At 40.2% G+C, this 15,792-nt stretch carries 10 protein-coding genes and 1 pseudogene; 8 read left to right on the top strand and 3 right to left on the bottom strand.

The window, feature by feature from the left end; all coding sequences use genetic code 11:
• Positions 1–148 precede the first annotated feature (148 nt).
• Positions 149–2,929 (bottom strand): phosphoenolpyruvate carboxylase, encoded by a 2,781-nt coding sequence (gene ppc / locus EI162_RS06150; RefSeq protein WP_192523526.1) that lies wholly within the window; start codon positions 2,927–2,929, stop codon positions 149–151.
• A gap of 506 nt (positions 2,930–3,435) precedes the next feature.
• Between ppc and EI162_RS06145 the strand changes: the two genes are divergently transcribed.
• The 3 genes from EI162_RS06145 to EI162_RS06135 all read left to right on the top strand — a co-directional run bounded on the left by EI162_RS06145 (position 3,436) and on the right by EI162_RS06135 (position 5,981).
• Complete coding sequence (locus EI162_RS06145; protein WP_192523525.1) at positions 3,436–4,290, top strand: HpcH/HpaI aldolase/citrate lyase family protein; 855 nt, start codon at positions 3,436–3,438, stop codon at positions 4,288–4,290.
• 106 nt (positions 4,291–4,396) lie between these two features.
• Entirely contained in the window at positions 4,397–5,101 is a 705-nt protein-coding gene (locus tag EI162_RS06140) for a hypothetical protein (protein ID WP_192523524.1), read from the top strand.
• Between the two features lie 145 nt (positions 5,102–5,246).
• Positions 5,247–5,981 (top strand): DUF6977 family protein, encoded by a 735-nt coding sequence (locus tag EI162_RS06135; RefSeq protein WP_225736912.1) that lies wholly within the window; start codon positions 5,247–5,249, stop codon positions 5,979–5,981.
• Between the two features lie 284 nt (positions 5,982–6,265).
• On the opposite strand, the gene EI162_RS06130 is transcribed toward EI162_RS06135, so the two are convergent.
• Positions 6,266–6,790, bottom strand: coding sequence for a nucleoside deaminase (locus EI162_RS06130; protein WP_192523523.1), 525 nt, complete (start codon positions 6,788–6,790; stop codon positions 6,266–6,268).
• A 303-nt stretch (positions 6,791–7,093) separates the two neighbouring features.
• Positions 7,094–7,378, bottom strand: coding sequence for a hypothetical protein (locus EI162_RS06125; RefSeq protein WP_192523522.1), 285 nt, complete (start codon positions 7,376–7,378; stop codon positions 7,094–7,096).
• Between the two features lie 582 nt (positions 7,379–7,960).
• Here EI162_RS06125 and EI162_RS06120 point away from each other — a divergent pair.
• From EI162_RS06120 to EI162_RS06100, 5 genes and pseudogenes are all read left to right on the top strand, one after another.
• Positions 7,961–8,509 (top strand): hypothetical protein, encoded by a 549-nt coding sequence (locus tag EI162_RS06120; RefSeq protein WP_192523521.1) that lies wholly within the window; start codon positions 7,961–7,963, stop codon positions 8,507–8,509.
• Positions 8,496–10,736, top strand: coding sequence for a hypothetical protein (locus EI162_RS06115; protein ID WP_192523520.1), 2,241 nt, complete (start codon positions 8,496–8,498; stop codon positions 10,734–10,736). Before EI162_RS06120 ends, EI162_RS06115 begins: the two co-directional genes overlap by 14 nt.
• Positions 10,733–13,867: a site-specific integrase gene (locus tag EI162_RS06110; RefSeq protein WP_192523519.1), complete on the top strand. Its 3,135-nt coding sequence runs from the start codon at positions 10,733–10,735 to the stop codon at positions 13,865–13,867. Before EI162_RS06115 ends, EI162_RS06110 begins: the two co-directional genes overlap by 4 nt.
• Positions 13,868–13,911: 44 nt before the next feature.
• Positions 13,912–14,255: pseudogene (locus EI162_RS06105) on the top strand (IS3 family transposase); the annotation flags it as partial.
• 542 nt (positions 14,256–14,797) lie between these two features.
• Positions 14,798–15,748, top strand: coding sequence for a TonB family protein (locus EI162_RS06100; RefSeq protein WP_192523518.1), 951 nt, complete (start codon positions 14,798–14,800; stop codon positions 15,746–15,748).
• The last annotated feature ends 44 nt before the right edge of the window (positions 15,749–15,792 follow it).

Below are 15,792 nucleotides of genomic sequence, written 5' to 3'. Positions count from 1 at the left end.
GAGTCATTATATCATTTATCAATAAGTTATATCAACACACTATTAAAACAGAGCCTTTCTGTTTATAAGACCGCCAAACACTGTTTAGTGTTTGGCGGTTTTATCATTATCATTTAGCTTAAACGATAATATTGCACGGTTCATTACTTTAACCTGTATTACGCAGCCCTGCTGCCAACGCATTGATACTACGTATTAATGGATCTTCAACGGCAAGATCACCATGGTTAACGTCACCTGTCGCATCTTTTTGCCTGGCACGTTTTAGTAGCTCGATTTGGATGTAATTAATCGGATCTAAATAAGCGTCGCGCCATTCAAGGGAAGCAGCAAGGTTCTGCTGGTGCGCCAATAACGATGTCTGGTTAAGCAAAGAATTTAAACCTGAACAGGTCAGTTGGTGTTCATCGATTACCGCGCTCATAATCTGTTCACGTAAAGCCTCATCGTCACATAACTGGCTATAAGCCTGAGCAATACTCATCTCAGATTTGGTAAACGCCATTTCAATATTGCTAATAAACACATTAAAAAACGGCCAGCAGTCATTCATCTCTTTCATCAGGGCTTCGTCTTTTTTGACACTATGTAAAGCACTACCGACGCCATACCAAGCAGGCAGTGTAAAGCGTGCTAATGACCAGCCAAATACCCAAGGAATTGCGCGCAAAGTCGTCTTACTTGGCAAACCTTTGTTACGGTGTGCTGGACGTGAACCAATATTTAATAAAGAGATTTCTGCCACAGGAGTCGCTTGGGAGTAGAATGGGTAAAATCCTTCGGTGTGGTCAGTCAGCTGACGATAACGCTGCTCACCTGCATCTGCTAAACGCGCAAAGAGCGCTTCATAATTTGGCAATTCAGGCGGTTGCACCACGAATCTTGAGGAGCAAGCTTTAAGCGTACCGGTAATGCCCATGGTTAGCTCAAACACCGCCGTATCAGTGTTGGCATATTTGGCATAAAGGACTTCGCCTTGCTCGGTGACTTTGATTTGTCCGTGCAGTGTACCGGCAGGTTGCGCGGCAATCGCGTTATGTGTTGAGCCGCCACCACGACTGACAGAGCCACCGCGACCATGGAACAAGCGGGTTTTGATGCCATATTCAGCAGCGATATGGTTAATGGTTTGCTGGGCGCTATACAGCTGCCATGCAGAGGTAATAATGCCGCCATCTTTTGATGAATCTGAATAACCTAACATGATTTCTTGGGTGTTATCTGAGTGCGCAAGCAACCCGCGATACAGTGGATTGTCCAACACGGCAGGTAAAATTTTATCGATATTTTTAAGGTCTTCGATGGTTTCAAACAAGGGAGCTACTGGTAAGTCAGCAGACAGTTGCCCCTTATCATCAATCTTGCATAAGCCTGCAAAACGCATTAATAGTAAAACTTCCAATAATTGACTGGCATTATTGGTCATCGAAATAACATAACTGCCGAAAGTATCTTGTCCGACCAGTTTACGTAATGTGGCCACAGAGTTCATCAAGGCCAATTGTTCGCGTGTTTTATCGGTTAAGTTATCGGTATAAATAAGCGGTGTGCCCGGCTTTTCAAGCAAACGCGTCAGCCACTGTTGGCGCTCGGTTTCAGTGAGGGCGTGATAGTCTGGTAAATTTGAGGCATTGGCGAAAATATCGGCTATCACTTCACTATGATAAGACGACTCTTGACGAATATCGAGCGCTGCTAAATGAAAGCCGCAAGTTTTGACCAGACGAATCATATCGAGCAATAAGCCTTCGCCATGTGCTTTGTCATGAGTATTGACGCTTTTTCGGATGATGCGTAAATCTTCTAATAGCTGTTGTGGGTTGGGATAAGCATCTTGGGCAGCTTCAAGATCTGTACCTTTGCTTTGAATATGGCTATTAGTCGCTTTTATTTTGGCCAGGATAATCGATAACAGCCTTCGGTACGGCTCATTGTTGTAATCGTCAGGGTTATAATGGAATACTTTTTGATCGAGACCGGCGTATTTCTTTATACGAGCATAAACGTCTGGTGCAATTTCAATAATGGTATCGCTATGAATCAGTTCACGGCGCAGTTTCTTGAGCAAGACTTGATAGTGCCGCAAAACGGCATTGGCATGCATTAATACGGCCATTTCTGTGGTGTCATGAGTGACAAAGGGATTACCGTCTCTATCGCCACCGATCCAAGAACCAAAGCTCATGAACGCCGGTAATGGGTAATCTGTTAACTCTGGATAGATATCAACAATGGCGTCTTTAATATTGCGATAAACCTTTGGGATGGCGCTAAATAAACTGGCATTGAAATAGTGCAGACCATTATTTATCTCGTCATAGACTAGAGGCTTACGCGTACGTACTTCATCCGATGACCATAATAAATCAATCGTTTGTGCCGTTTTTTCTTTCGCTTGCTCGTAGGCGAAACTGTTTTCAGAAAGATTGTTTAAGGCATCGCTATGCGTAAATAGGCTTTGCAATAGATTCATGGTCGTACGGCGACGTGCTTCGGTCGGGTGGGCGGTAAATACTGGGATAAATTTCAGCTGATCAATCAGCTCTTGCATTTGGGCAGGTTCAATATTGCGTTCACGACACTCCAGTAAAGTACGGCGAAACGATCCTTCCCAGCTGTGCTCCGATTGCATACGTAAGGCTTGACGCTGCTCGCGTAAGTAATTTTCTTCACTGAGATTGGCTAAGAAGAAATAGATAGAAAAGCTGCGGATGACATTTTTTAAGGTTTGATTGTCTAACGAGGCTATGAAGTCGATGAGTTGTTGCTGGTTCGCTTCGTTAGGCGCGCGTCGTTGTTGAATAAAACCTTTGCGCAGGGTTTCAATCGTCTCGAGCGTCTGTTCACCAGTCTGGCGAGAAATCGCATCCCCTAGAAATGATCCTAATAAGCTGATGCGCTCACGTAATACGTCGTTATCTATAGTCATCCTTAACCTTCTCATCAAATTAGTGGGTAAAAAAATAGAAGTAATGTTGAATCTGTAAATTCCCTCAATTCCGCTCTCTACCATAGCAAGAATTTTACGGTTGAGTGCTATATTTTAGGGCGTGTCCTCATTTTAACCCATTTAGTTGATTTCGTTCAGATTGAGGACATGCCCTAGTGCCATGGATATAGTTGATTCACTTTAAAGCCGATACGAGTGCTATCAGGAGTAAACTTTTCGCAGCCTCCGTCGCGCTTGCTAACATCAAGTAAGGAAAACTTATACCCATAGTGCGTTATAATATTTAACCTTACTTTACCTTGAACTGACTATCTGAATATAGTCAGTTCAAGGTAAAAACGATACAGTGGGGCTGGTATAAAATTTTTGCAGCATCGAAACGGCATAGGTACAGTAAGCCAGAAAAATTTATACCAGTCTCAGTCTATAAGGTAACGTACCTATTTTATTTAGTATTGACTATCACCATACTTAAGGAACAAAGCATGCAAACCTCTATTGATAAAGACACCACTGCTTTGACGGTTGGTTTGAGCAATATTCATACTTGGTTATTTGTCCCTGCCACGAGAATGGAACGAGTCACAAAAGCATTCGCTAGTGGCGCAGATGCGGTGATTGTCGATTTAGAGGATACTATTGCTCAAGCCGACAAGGCACAGGCTCGCGACGCATTACGAGAATATTATCTCAGCAGCGAATATCAACCGGTCTGGATACGCATCAATCAAGCTGGTAGCACAGACTATGCTGAAGATATAAAACTATGCGAGCAGCTGCCCAATCTTGCTGGGATAATACTGCCTAAAGCAGAGCAGGCTGCAGATATTGAATATATTCATCATCTCAGTGGCTTATCAGTAATAGCGTTAGTCGAAAGCGCTGTTGGCTTGTATAACCTTGATAACATGGCCAGCGCTTCAGGGTTGGTCGCTTTTAGTTATGGATTTCTGGATCTTTGCAATGATTTGCAGGTACAAGTAGGTACGGCAGCGGCGGATATTATCGCCAATCAAATTCGCTATCAGTTACTTATTAGCTCAAAAGTACATCAATTATCGGCGCCTATCGACACGGTCTATCCAGAATTTAATGACAGCGAAGGCCTTAGTCAGCGCGTACAGTTGTGGTCACAAATGGGCATGTCAGGCATGCTCTGTATCCATCCTAAACAAGTCGCCACCGTCAAAGAGTCCCTCAGGCCTTTAGACGCCGAGATTGATTTTGCAAAACGTGTTATAGCAGAGTACGAAAGAACTGGAAAGGCAGTATTTAAAGTAGAAGGTAATATGATAGATGCACCGGTCATTCAACGTTGTCTGCAATTATTAGGTAAATAGGTATATCAATATATAAGGGTAATAATCTATGCGCTGTATATCTAAAATTAGCTGAATAAGAGACAATACGCCCATCAAAGTTAATCCAAATAAAAGGCCGTCCTGAATGACCAATACTAACCCGTATAATTTTTTACCTTTGCAGCCTACCGGTAGAAACGAGACTGATACTGCCAATACCTATGCGCCTGAAGATATGATTAAAATATATGAGCAGCAGTTCCTCATTCAAGTACCTGAAGAAAAGCTGACTGAATTTTTACCCGCTTTAAAGAGCTTCTATGATATTGACAATCATACGTTAGATGTCAGTGCCATTATCTTTGACGCAATCGCCGATTCCTCTATCATTTATAATCATAAGATTAAAGTAGGGGGCTATCAAATACTAGGTGAATTGGTAGAGGAGGCGATTGAATATGATGAAGACGATAAAGATGAAGAAGCCGTTGAAGATAAAGACATTAAAGCCTATACACTAGAATGCCAGCGTACTTTTTTTATTAATGAGGTAGAGATGCCTTACCATTTCAACTTATTTATTTATGGTGACGGTTATTCTACTTTGACCAAAAAAGAAACCGTGCTAGAAAAAATGTACTGGTTCGTCAGGGGACGATTCGAAGAAAGTCTATTAGATGACTCTGAAGACAATGACAGTTTAGACTCTATTAATAAGCAATTAGCTCACTTAGATATTCGAGAAATGGATTTGACCACCATAGATGAGATAGTCAGCTATGTGGAAGACAACATCATAGATGATGCCATGGTGGACGAGCTTAACAAATTATTGGATGCTGCTGAGTAGTCAGCAAGAAATTAGGGCATGCCCTAATTTCGAACGACAGTTATCTTAAAATACTGTTTATGCCAGAGTAGTTGTAAAAAACAGCTATAAAAGACCTGCTATAAAAGAACATTTATACAAGACGATTGATATAAGGCACATTGCTATGCAACAAACACAGAACTCTGTGGATCAAAGACAAGATGCTGTAGAGCACAGACCGGTATTAATGCCTAGAGTCAATAGTGACAATTTGGTAAAAACGGACATGGTTAGATTTGAGCGGCATGTGGGGTTCGCGAGTAGACAAAAGAAAAAATCCATCAATGATATGCATCAAGTTATTCGCAAAAAGTATGGCTTTAGTCATGTCTTAGAGCTATCTAGTAAATCTGGCAATAAATTGAGTTTTCCGCTCAGTCCATCGAGCTTAAAGCTCACGAATGAGCATGATGGCAAGCAGTATAGTGTCGAAAATGCCTTTCAAAGCAGTATGGTTTTTGAGGACGGTGGCCCCTATACTGACTTGCTAACCGCGCCGCCAAGACAAGCCAAAAAGGACGAGCGTTTAATAACCTCGGGGGAACTGATTGGCTATGACTACTTTGGCATGGAGTGGAGCGTAGAGCCATTGACTACATTTTATGACTGGCTGTATGTGAATGCCCTAAAGCAAAACCCGCATCTGCATGAGGAGGTCATGCAATATCAGGCCTTTACAGATCGTGAGTTTAATCCAAAAAAATCTATCCATTGTGCTGCGTATGCGCTGGCAATGTTTGTGGCGCTCAATAAACGCGAGTTGCTTGACAATGTTGAAGACCCAGCAGTATTTTTTGACTTATATCATGAATTTAAAATGAGTAACACCGAGCACCTTTTGGAGCCGGGTTGGATCTAATAGCTAAACCAGTATTATTCTTTTAATAAAAAAGCCAGCTACACAAGGGTATCTGGCTCATTGAAATGCAAGACGACATAAAGATATAGTCAGTTCTAAATAAAATCGACACGTCAATAATCCCGTGCTACTGGTGCTAATTTTTCTTGCTTGCTGTTCGCAGGCGTGACAGAGGCGGCGAAAAATTTACTCCAGTAGCACTCGTATCAGTTTTAAAGTGAATCAGCTATAGTATAGTTAAATCCAGCGTCTCCTAATAAACTTACCATCTAGGCCTTATTCTTTTAGGTCTTATTCTTTTTCTCGTAGGCTTCAAACGCGTCTTTACTTTTAGGGTCTGGACAATTTATAACCTCAATACCTTGCTGTCCAAAGTCTTTCTTCAAGCTTTCATATAGAGGTGTTGTACCCCACCCATAGGCATCGCCTAACGCTTCATCTGCTGCGAATATTACACGTGATATTTTAACTTGTAACATGGCTGCCATACACATACCACAAGGCTTGCCGCTCGCATACATAGTAATGTCAGAGTCACGTGGAAGATTCAGAGTTTCTCCAGATTGGCGAATGGCTTGCATTTCTGCATGCGCTGTAGGGTCTTGATCTATATAAGCTTCATTGACCGCTTCAGTAATCACTTCTTGGCCTTTTGTCAAAACTGCGCCAAAAGGTTCACCGCCTTTTTCTACGTTGGCAATCGCAAGATCAATAGATCTTTTTATCATTTCTTTATCAAAATCGGTTAACTGAGCGTCCATTATTTTTCCTTTTCCATTAATAAGTATTATTTTTATTTCAATATTCAACTAAAGTAACCACTACAGCTGTTGTCATATGAACATACTTAATAAGCTGTAGACAGTACTTTTGTAAGGGTTCTAAGCTTCCTGGCTTCGTACTCCCGGAACAGAGTATCGCCATCTCTATGAGGGTTGTCAAGGCAACTGAGAAATGCTGTCGAACCTGCAGATATTAAAACTTGGGTGATATTTGGGAAGTTTTAAGTACGTAGCCTGACGGTGGAAATCAAAAAACATGGGTTTCGGTGTTTTTTAGCTACAACCTTGTCTTCGACTATCAGATAGATAAGTAGGGTATAAGTAGCTAAGTTATATATGTTTTTCAGCCATTCTTATAGCTAGCTTCAACAGCTCATCGGTTGTCATATCTTTTAAAGGCGCTGCTTTAATTGTATCGTCTTTTTTTAGAACCTGTCTTATCACGTCTTGTTCGGATTGCATACTGTGGTTTTTAGAGGTGTTAATATAATCTTGCATCAACTCGCGTAGAACAAGTGACTTGCTGTAGCCATTTTGCTCGACTACTTGCTTAAATTCATTGGCTAAATCGTAATCACAACGAATATGAATGGACGCCTGTTTAGATTTACTCATCAGTAGTGAACTCCTTTTACAAAATCAAAGTTTCTGTCGTAACTTATCTTGAAGCTATGATATTAAAGCGATGGCCTGCATAGCTCTACTGTACCACTTGTAGCCCACTTTGCAACACATAGTCAAAATAGTCGATTATCGGCAAGATAAGATGAATAACAACATAAAAGGGTACTGTCATTGCCTTAGGGCGTGCCATCCATTAACATAATTGATGAAATGGAATTAGTTACTTTAATCCTCTTATACTATAAAAAAAGTAATTGCTGCCTTGGATAGTTTGAATAAAGAAATATAAAAAACAACAAACAGGAGTAAGTATGAAACCCCAACCTTGGCAAGGGCGTAAACCAAAATGATATTAGATTGTATTAGTCTGTAAACCTTTATTCTAAAAGGTTTCAAGATTTTTATTATACTTAATTATTTTCAAATAGTAAGTAGATTGGCGTATTAAACATATTTTTGGTCACTAGTTTAGTGTGGTATTATGACACCAACCAAAGATATTTTAGCATGCCTACCCTATCGTGGGTGAATAATTTTGTATGGGATATACCTCTGATATATAGGTCATTGATCATGGCGAAGAGTACCAAAAAAGTAGTGAGGCGAAGCGTCAAAAGCATTGCCATAAAAAACAATTTGGTAGTGCACGAATGTGCCGGTAAACCTTATCAGATATTCTGCGAATTGTTCGAAGCTGAGGTTAATGCGTTTTTCTCAGATAGAACACTATTATTAGAAGTCGTTGAGATAGACGAGCGGTATTATTTTTTTGAAGGTTTTAGAGAAGTAGGTTTGCTAATGGACGGCACTGAAATCTCAATTAGAAGAGTAAACCCTTCTAAAGCAGAAATTGAGCGACGTGCTTGGTCTTGTCTGATGAACGAGTTTACCAATGTAGATCCTATTGACCCAAAAATATTTGAGGCTATAAAAAGTGATATGCCTACTCAAGTGCAACAAGCGCTATTTAATAAACCTCTGACCATACAGCACATTCTAGATATTAAAGGTCTCAAGCGTCATCATTATGACTACCAAACCAGTCTATACCGTAATCAGCAGTCCAAGAAAATACCATCTTTCTCTGAACTAATTGGTGAGGTTCGCTATGATAATAATTAATAACGTAGAGACGCTGATACCAGATACTAAGGACATCTATACTACTGATGTCCGTCATTTCTTTATAACCGTCGCTAGTTTAGTCTCGAATGCCTTTATGGACATCAACGTAGAAGCGGAACAGTCAAAAGCTTTGACTTCAGCGTATCTTAAAAAAATATACCAATCCTATGATCGTAAGTTGACTAAGCCCGAAAATCTCACTCGAGCCTTTATCGCCAGTACCTATCATCTACCAAACCTTGATATCAACAATCCAAGTGAAGAATGGCTGTGGGTCGCAAAATTATGCCATCTGCTTATCTATTTTGCTCAGAATGAACTACCTAATCGTATTAGTGAGACTACTGCTGAAGCTAGAAAATGGATGAATCCAAATAGTGGTAATCACAGTCTTTGGGATCACTGTTACTTGATGCTACAAGCTGATAGCTTACAGACTACCTATGAGAGGTTTGAGAGTTATCGAATCGAACTTGAGAATACGAATGACCCTAATCTCAAATCATTTATCAAAATATATCGAACCATTGATTTTGCGTTTAATAATAGAGATAGCATAACGCGCACTTCCTCCGGCAGAAAACAGACCAAAAGAAGCAGAATTGATAAACCTAGTATCCAGCACGTCATGCACACAGACGTCGATGATGATGCGGATGAGCTAATATCAGTCACAAGCTTTGAGCAAACAAAAAATAATAACGATATTTATCGTGAACGTTTAGATGATCCGGTCCCTGATTTTTTTCATCTCGATCAGACAAAGTTAGCGGATCATGAAAAGTTCTCATACAATCAGATGTCTCGAAGAACAAGGGCGAAGTATGCTCATGCTAATAAGAATGAGCGATTTGTAAGCAGCAATATTCGTCAGTTATCGCTCATTACTATTCAAAACATAACCGCTAAGCTGTGGCAATGGTTTGACGATTGCAAAGATGGTGGAGGCGATAGGGACAAAAAGCGCGCGATTGTTTATTTGCTGCTTGCTTTATACACCGGTCATTCAGTCGCTAGACTTGCTGAAGATATCAATAACAATTATAAAAAAATCACTGATATCAGTAATCGCAGGACAAGGTACGAATTCATTATCAATTTAGATATTACGCCGCTGCGCATTAGAACGGTAGGGGTAGAGTCTGTTATTGCTAATCGGCTAACACAGTTCAAACTACCATTACCTGAAGCTTTGGGGGTTTTTTTAACCTATAAAGGATACCCAGATTCAGCGTTGGTTAATGAAGTTATTGCTGAGCTACGAGTATCGCTACAGTTACCGCTGATTAGTTTGGGTCGGATTAAAAAGTCACTTTACACCATTTTAATTTATCAAGTCAGTAGCACTCAACTGGCTACTATCATCACCTCACGCAACAGTAAAAAAAGAGCAGATACTTGGTATAGCTCGCATGAGATTAAAGAGGTAGAAGAGGTTTACTATAATGCGATTAAGATTCTCACTGACCGCTGTTATAAAAACAAATCTAGCTTGGTTGATTATCTATCCAAGGTCGCACCAAATGATGAGGCTATAGGTAGTCAAAACAGCCCTGACTATCCAATAGTGAAGCAATTCATGAGTTACCTACAGCAAAAGGTAGTAACTACTAACAACTATAGGGAAAAGTTTAATTTTTATAACTTATGGTTATGGCATGTGTGTCTTTTGCTGACTTCAATAAGAGCGGTAGAAGGCGCACCAGGTTATCTCAGCCAAATAAACTTGCAAGCCGGTATCATGTGGATTTCTGATAAGGAGGAGCGGGCGACAGCGAGTAGTCAGCGCTTAGTGCCTATTTGTGCATTTCTACAGGAAGCTATTCAAAACTTCTTACGTTACTTAAGAAGCTTTGCTCGGCGTTATGGACGCTTAGATACTAACATTAGTATAGAGGTGAGTAAGGTTTTTGATTACCAAAGGCCGCTACTCAACTTTATAGATAAGAAAGGCAGATTTCATGCGCTTAGACCAGCTATTATTATTCAAGAGTTAGATACTCATTTTCGCTTTAAGCCAGATTGGACACGCCATGTGGGACAACGGTTTTTACATGAACGGGGAGTAGATGAAGCTGTCATTTTGGCAGTTTTTGGTCATGAAATGATGGGGCAAGAAGCGTGGCGAAAAAACTCAGCACTGTCTATAGGGCATATATTAGACGCTAAAAAACCTTACCAGCAGTTGGCAATAGAGCTGGAATTAGAGCAGGTTATCTTATGACAAAGATGCAGCCGGATAGTCTACATGGTCACTTGAGGCGCTCAGAACAAGCGCAAGATCGGCGCAAGCAGGCATTACAGCATACAAAAGAGCTGTGTCAAAACGCTTGGGATGCTTTTATTAAAGAGTATCAATCGTCAGAGGTAATAACAGACAAGCAGATATACGGTTTATATGAAGCGCTTTATGACGAGATTGAAAAGTGCGTTTCAGCGTATCTTATCCCATTTGCATTATTCGAGCGCAAGCGCTTTTTTGATAGAATTAATGATGCGCGTAAAAAAAGACAGCTGCCGTTACTACCAAAGCCAATAATTGCGGTACGTCCGCAGCGTCCTAAAAATATCAATGATTTTGAGACGTTTCTATATTTATCTACAGCCCAGAGTATTGTCGCACAAGCGTTTGATAAGTGGCAGCAGAAAAATACCTTTTCATTACTTGATAGCGTCAGCTGGTTTTTATTCTCACTCATTAGTTTTGCAGGATATAACGATGAAAAGTTACTCAAAAAGGTTTACGAGCATTTAGAGCAAAAAAAGCCTATCTATCAGATGACTGATGACATGCTGGTCATGCCGATCAGGCTACTATCATCCGACTATGGCAATGAGCTTGTTACTACAGAAAACGATTTAGATGAAGTGTATCACACACGCCTGATCATCATAGATGATATCAGTCGCTTATGGCTGCTCAAACTACAATGCCAGTATCAAGTGCAAAACGAGTTTCCTAAATATCATCAAGTAGTCAGAAGACTAGGGGAGTATATTGGAGAAAATTTTACGGTTAATTCCATCCATAAGTCTAGCTACTTACGGCACATTGCCATCTATTGGCAGACTATGCCAGAAGTGTATTTAGACATTCAACTGGTGCAAGTACTAATAGGTCAGCAAAAGCAAACCTCAATGCCAATAGACCAGTGGATTAGATACTTTCAAAGTATTAAAACGCCCAATGCTATTTTATCAGATGAACACGTTAGTAAATTAGTCATTGAATCTAGTAATAGTGCTAAGGACTCACTTGTTGGTGTGAAGGTTGAAAGATTTAGGTCCGATGCGGTTAAAGAAATACGCAGCATACTCAATAATGATAAAAGACAAGTTGAATCACAGTTAGAAAGTCTATTGACCCAAAACCTATATCCAAATCAAGAACGACTGGTGAGATGGATGCTAGATTTACTCACCAGTGGTAATAAAATCAATACTTTAAAACGATACTTGTCTGAGATTGGTAATGGCTTCATTGCAGGGACGCGTACAACTGATTTCATGCAATGCTCAAAGCATGACTACCACTATCTATATAACGAAATCATTGCTGAGAAGAACCCAAATAAATTAGGGTTTACTAAAACGGTTATCTGCTCACTGCATCACTCTTTGAAAAGGTATTACCAAGCGCCTGATATCGACATTAGAGGTGGCGGTGATCCACAGATAGTATCCAGTTATCTCATACCTAATCAGGTTTATCACAATATTCTTAATTGTATCGCTGAGCAAGAGAGGCTGAGTGATTACTATAAGCAAGCACTTAGTATCGTCACAATATTGCTATACCGTACCGGCATGCGTATCAGCGAGATATTAGGGCTACAAGTTAAAGATATTGAATACGACAATCAAGGATTTAAGGAATACAACGTTATTGTTCGCTCAAATGCCCATCGTGACTTGAAATCAGATGATGGTACCCGGCGAATTTGTTTATCCCTACTACTCTTGCCAAAAGAAATAGAGATGTTTAAAAAACTCTTTCATCTAAAAGAGAATCAGTCTTCTCGCTACTTATTTACTTTGGCATATCAGTCCTCTCCATTGTCTCGTCATAGTATTGAGCAGCCACTAAAACGCATACTAGAAAACACCGCTTATCATGATCTAACCATGCACAGCTTTCGCCATAATGTAATATCTAATATGGCGCTCATACTCAGATGCAATCCTACATTTGCTCAGCAATTTACAGGTTATGATGAGATGCAAATCGTCAAGATTAAAACCCACTTTTTAGGTAAAAAGCGTCGTGTCTCAACCAACCATTGGGATGCTCTCATGGAGTTTGCAGGTCATGCTGACCTCAATACTACCTTTAGTTCTTATATACACGTTGCTGATCTTATCGCAAGCCATCAATTGCAGCAGGCGAAATTGACTCTACCTTTAGATGTAGTTAACAAGCTGATTGGCACCAGTCGTATGGATCTAAAACAGCATAATACGCTTGCTTTAGAGAGTAGAGATGACAAGGTCAATCTTAGTAAGATCAGATCATATGTGAATCGTAAGATTGAGTGTAAGAAACTAAAGCTTGCTGATTATGAGGTAAAAGCACCTCACTCAACTAGCCGTATTATCGATACGGATAAAGAGCAGTCTTCAGCCGTGTTTGGTAGATATAGCCGTGAGACGATAGAAAAGCTTTTATGCGACCTTGAAGATGGTCAAACACTCGGGGACGCTAGTCGTTTAAACTTTAGGTATGATGATGCGTTAATGATTTATGAGCGCGCACTGAGCTTAGTAAAAAATGACGATGGAACGCTTAATCATAAGCTCATCTCAAAAAGGCGTAAACAAGGCTCCAATCATATTGTAATCGCGCCAACGCCGCTGCATTATCGTGAAGAGCAAGCGCTGGTGTATCAATGTTTTGATAACCTTGAGGTGCTTTATACATCCAAAGCGAGTAGGCGTGAAATAAAACAAATGCTTAAGGTATTTTATGAGAAAACCAATACTTCAAAAAGTGAGATTCGCTTTAGCTTTAAGCAAGAAAAGCTGTTTTATAGCTATCTAAAAATCATGTGTCAAATTCTACCCAGTAAACATTGGCGGGTAAATATCAGCTGTATTGAGTCGGAGCCTTATATTAATGAGAAGAATAAAAAAGCGTATCGTCCTGTTGTCAATAAGGCTGCTCAGATCAAACGTATAGAAGAGTTTAGACAAAAAGTTCCTAGTTTTGAAAGCGAGCTTACTAGCTTGGGAACCTATAATGGTTATGCACTAACGGTTATTAGTCCGCTGAAGCAGAAGGGTAATTCAAAATTATCTTCGGCTCTGATGAGTTATGTTTTGCATTTTTTGCTGATTGTTGATGGTTTGACTAATTGATACCTCTCAATTTTATATCTATGGATTTGACGACAGGAGCCAGTAGTCAATACTGTAGCCATGCGTATCATAAGATCATTAAACAGCACCAGTTTATAGGCTCAATGAGTGGCAAAGGCAATTGCTTTGATAATGCTCCGATAGAAAGCTTCTGGGGCATATTGAAGAATGAGATGGTATATCATAGAGATTATAAAACTAGATTTGCCGCTATTACCGATGTCATTAGATACATCGAGCTGTACTACATGAGGAACGATTAGCAAAGCACTGCTTTGCAGCGACGCAAGGCAAGAGCTGTGCTCGCAGTGAGACTAGAATTCAAAAGGGCTTGAGCTATAAATCGCCAAGACAGGTGTGGTTTGATTATTATCGTCAAGCTGCGTAATTAAAATCTCCCAAGTTTGGTTCTACGGATTTGACGGCAGGGGTCAGACGCTTGAATACAGGTACTGGTGTAGAGAGTAAAGTGGTAAACATAAATAACTCATTATACAGGTTATAGAAAGTTGGTTAATCAAACGACTGCCAAATATAGGAAGGGTAGTAAAGAGTCTGCATAACTGTATTAACAACAGTGCTCTTCGCTATTTATTTTGCCTTCAATCTTCAATATTATTGCTTATTTCGTTTTTTGTAAGGTCAGATAAGTAAACAGCGATTATCATAAAGGAGTTAGTGATACATATCAATGATAATGAGAACTATTGTCATTATTTATTATTGTCATTATTTATATTGGTTATTTTCATAAATAGAGGTACTCATCTTTCTGACAGCTTTTAAAAAACAGCTTGCCTTCCTCTTCAACCTATTTAAAGTAGAGAGGGTAATTTGTAAGCGGAAATTAATATTTAAAAGAAATTTATTGATAATAATTATCGTTTGCATTATAATTACAATTTTATTTCATAGACTTATTAGGCTGTTATGGGTTCAACAAGTTTCAATGTGCCATCACTTAAATTAACATCAACAGTTATGGGTTGTGTTGTCGCATTACATTTGCTGACAGCAATTGCATTGGTGATGGTCAAAACCCCTGTGACTACTATTAAGCCACTTAAAATAACGCCACCTATAGAAATACAGTTGGTGTCAGAAGTTACGACAATTGCAGAGCCGGTGACGGCAGCCGCAGAAGTCGAACCTATTAAAGCGCCTAAACCACAATCTGTTAGCGTACCTGAGGCAAAACCAGAGCCTAAAAAAGCCGTGCAACCAGTTGTGAAAAAAGAAACACCAAAGCCTCAAGTTGATACTAAACCAGCTACTGCGACAACAAAGGTAGTAAATAGCAAGCCTGTCATCAAACAACCAATAAAATCACAAGAATCAGACGCAGCAGCTCAAGCAAGCGCTTTAGCAGCCGATAACGAACGTAAGATATTGGCAGTACAGGCTGAAAAGGCTACTCAACAAGCGCATGCCAAAGCTATGCGAGAGGCTCAGGCAGCGGCAGATGCCAAAGCAAAGGCAGATCGTGAAGCGCAAGCCGAATCCGATGCCAAAGCGGCAAGAGAAGCCGCACAAGCCGCTGCTCGTGAGAAAGCCAATCAACAAGCTGCCGCCGCCGCAAGTAATACCCCCGTCAATTTTACTGCCACTAACGCCAACTGGGCCTCAGCACCGAGTTTTAGTTTTCCTGCTCGTGCCAGACGAGCTGCCAAATCAGGCGAAACCTTTAGGGTGGTTTTGATATTACAAGTTAATAAGCAAGGCGGCATTGATAATGTGAGCTTAGCGCAATCTTCTGGCAACGCTGCACTCGATAGAGAAGCTCAGCAACAAGTACGTTCTGGTAAATTTAAACCCTTTACGAAAAATGGCGTACCAGTGGTGGGTAATGTAACTTTACCTATCAGTTATGCAGTGCCGTAAAAGTTAGTTATTTACCAAGCCCATTATTTTCAAAGCGTCACTAT

The organism is Psychrobacter sp. FME6 (assembly GCF_014861365.1).
GTDB lineage: Bacteria > Pseudomonadota > Gammaproteobacteria > Pseudomonadales > Moraxellaceae > Psychrobacter.
This window is presented reverse-complemented; position numbering and strand designations above follow the sequence as displayed.

What these genes read in the sequence shown, in the direction of transcription:
- EI162_RS06120 (WP_192523521.1), top strand. Translation starts at nt 7,961, where the DNA reads ATGGCGAAGAGTACCAAAAAAGTAGTGAGGCGAAGCGTCAAAAGCATT.
- EI162_RS06115 (WP_192523520.1), top strand. Translation starts at nt 8,496, where the DNA reads ATGATAATAATTAATAACGTAGAGACGCTGATACCAGATACTAAGGAC.
- EI162_RS06110 (WP_192523519.1), top strand. Translation starts at nt 10,733, where the DNA reads ATGACAAAGATGCAGCCGGATAGTCTACATGGTCACTTGAGGCGCTCA.
- EI162_RS06145 (WP_192523525.1), top strand. Translation starts at nt 3,436, where the DNA reads ATGCAAACCTCTATTGATAAAGACACCACTGCTTTGACGGTTGGTTTG.
- EI162_RS06100 (WP_192523518.1), top strand. Translation starts at nt 14,798, where the DNA reads ATGGGTTCAACAAGTTTCAATGTGCCATCACTTAAATTAACATCAACA.
- EI162_RS06140 (WP_192523524.1), top strand. Translation starts at nt 4,397, where the DNA reads ATGACCAATACTAACCCGTATAATTTTTTACCTTTGCAGCCTACCGGT.
- ppc (WP_192523526.1), bottom strand. Translation starts at nt 2,929, where the DNA reads ATGACTATAGATAACGACGTATTACGTGAGCGCATCAGCTTATTAGGA.
- EI162_RS06125 (WP_192523522.1), bottom strand. Translation starts at nt 7,378, where the DNA reads ATGAGTAAATCTAAACAGGCGTCCATTCATATTCGTTGTGATTACGAT.
- EI162_RS06135 (WP_225736912.1), top strand. Translation starts at nt 5,247, where the DNA reads ATGCAACAAACACAGAACTCTGTGGATCAAAGACAAGATGCTGTAGAG.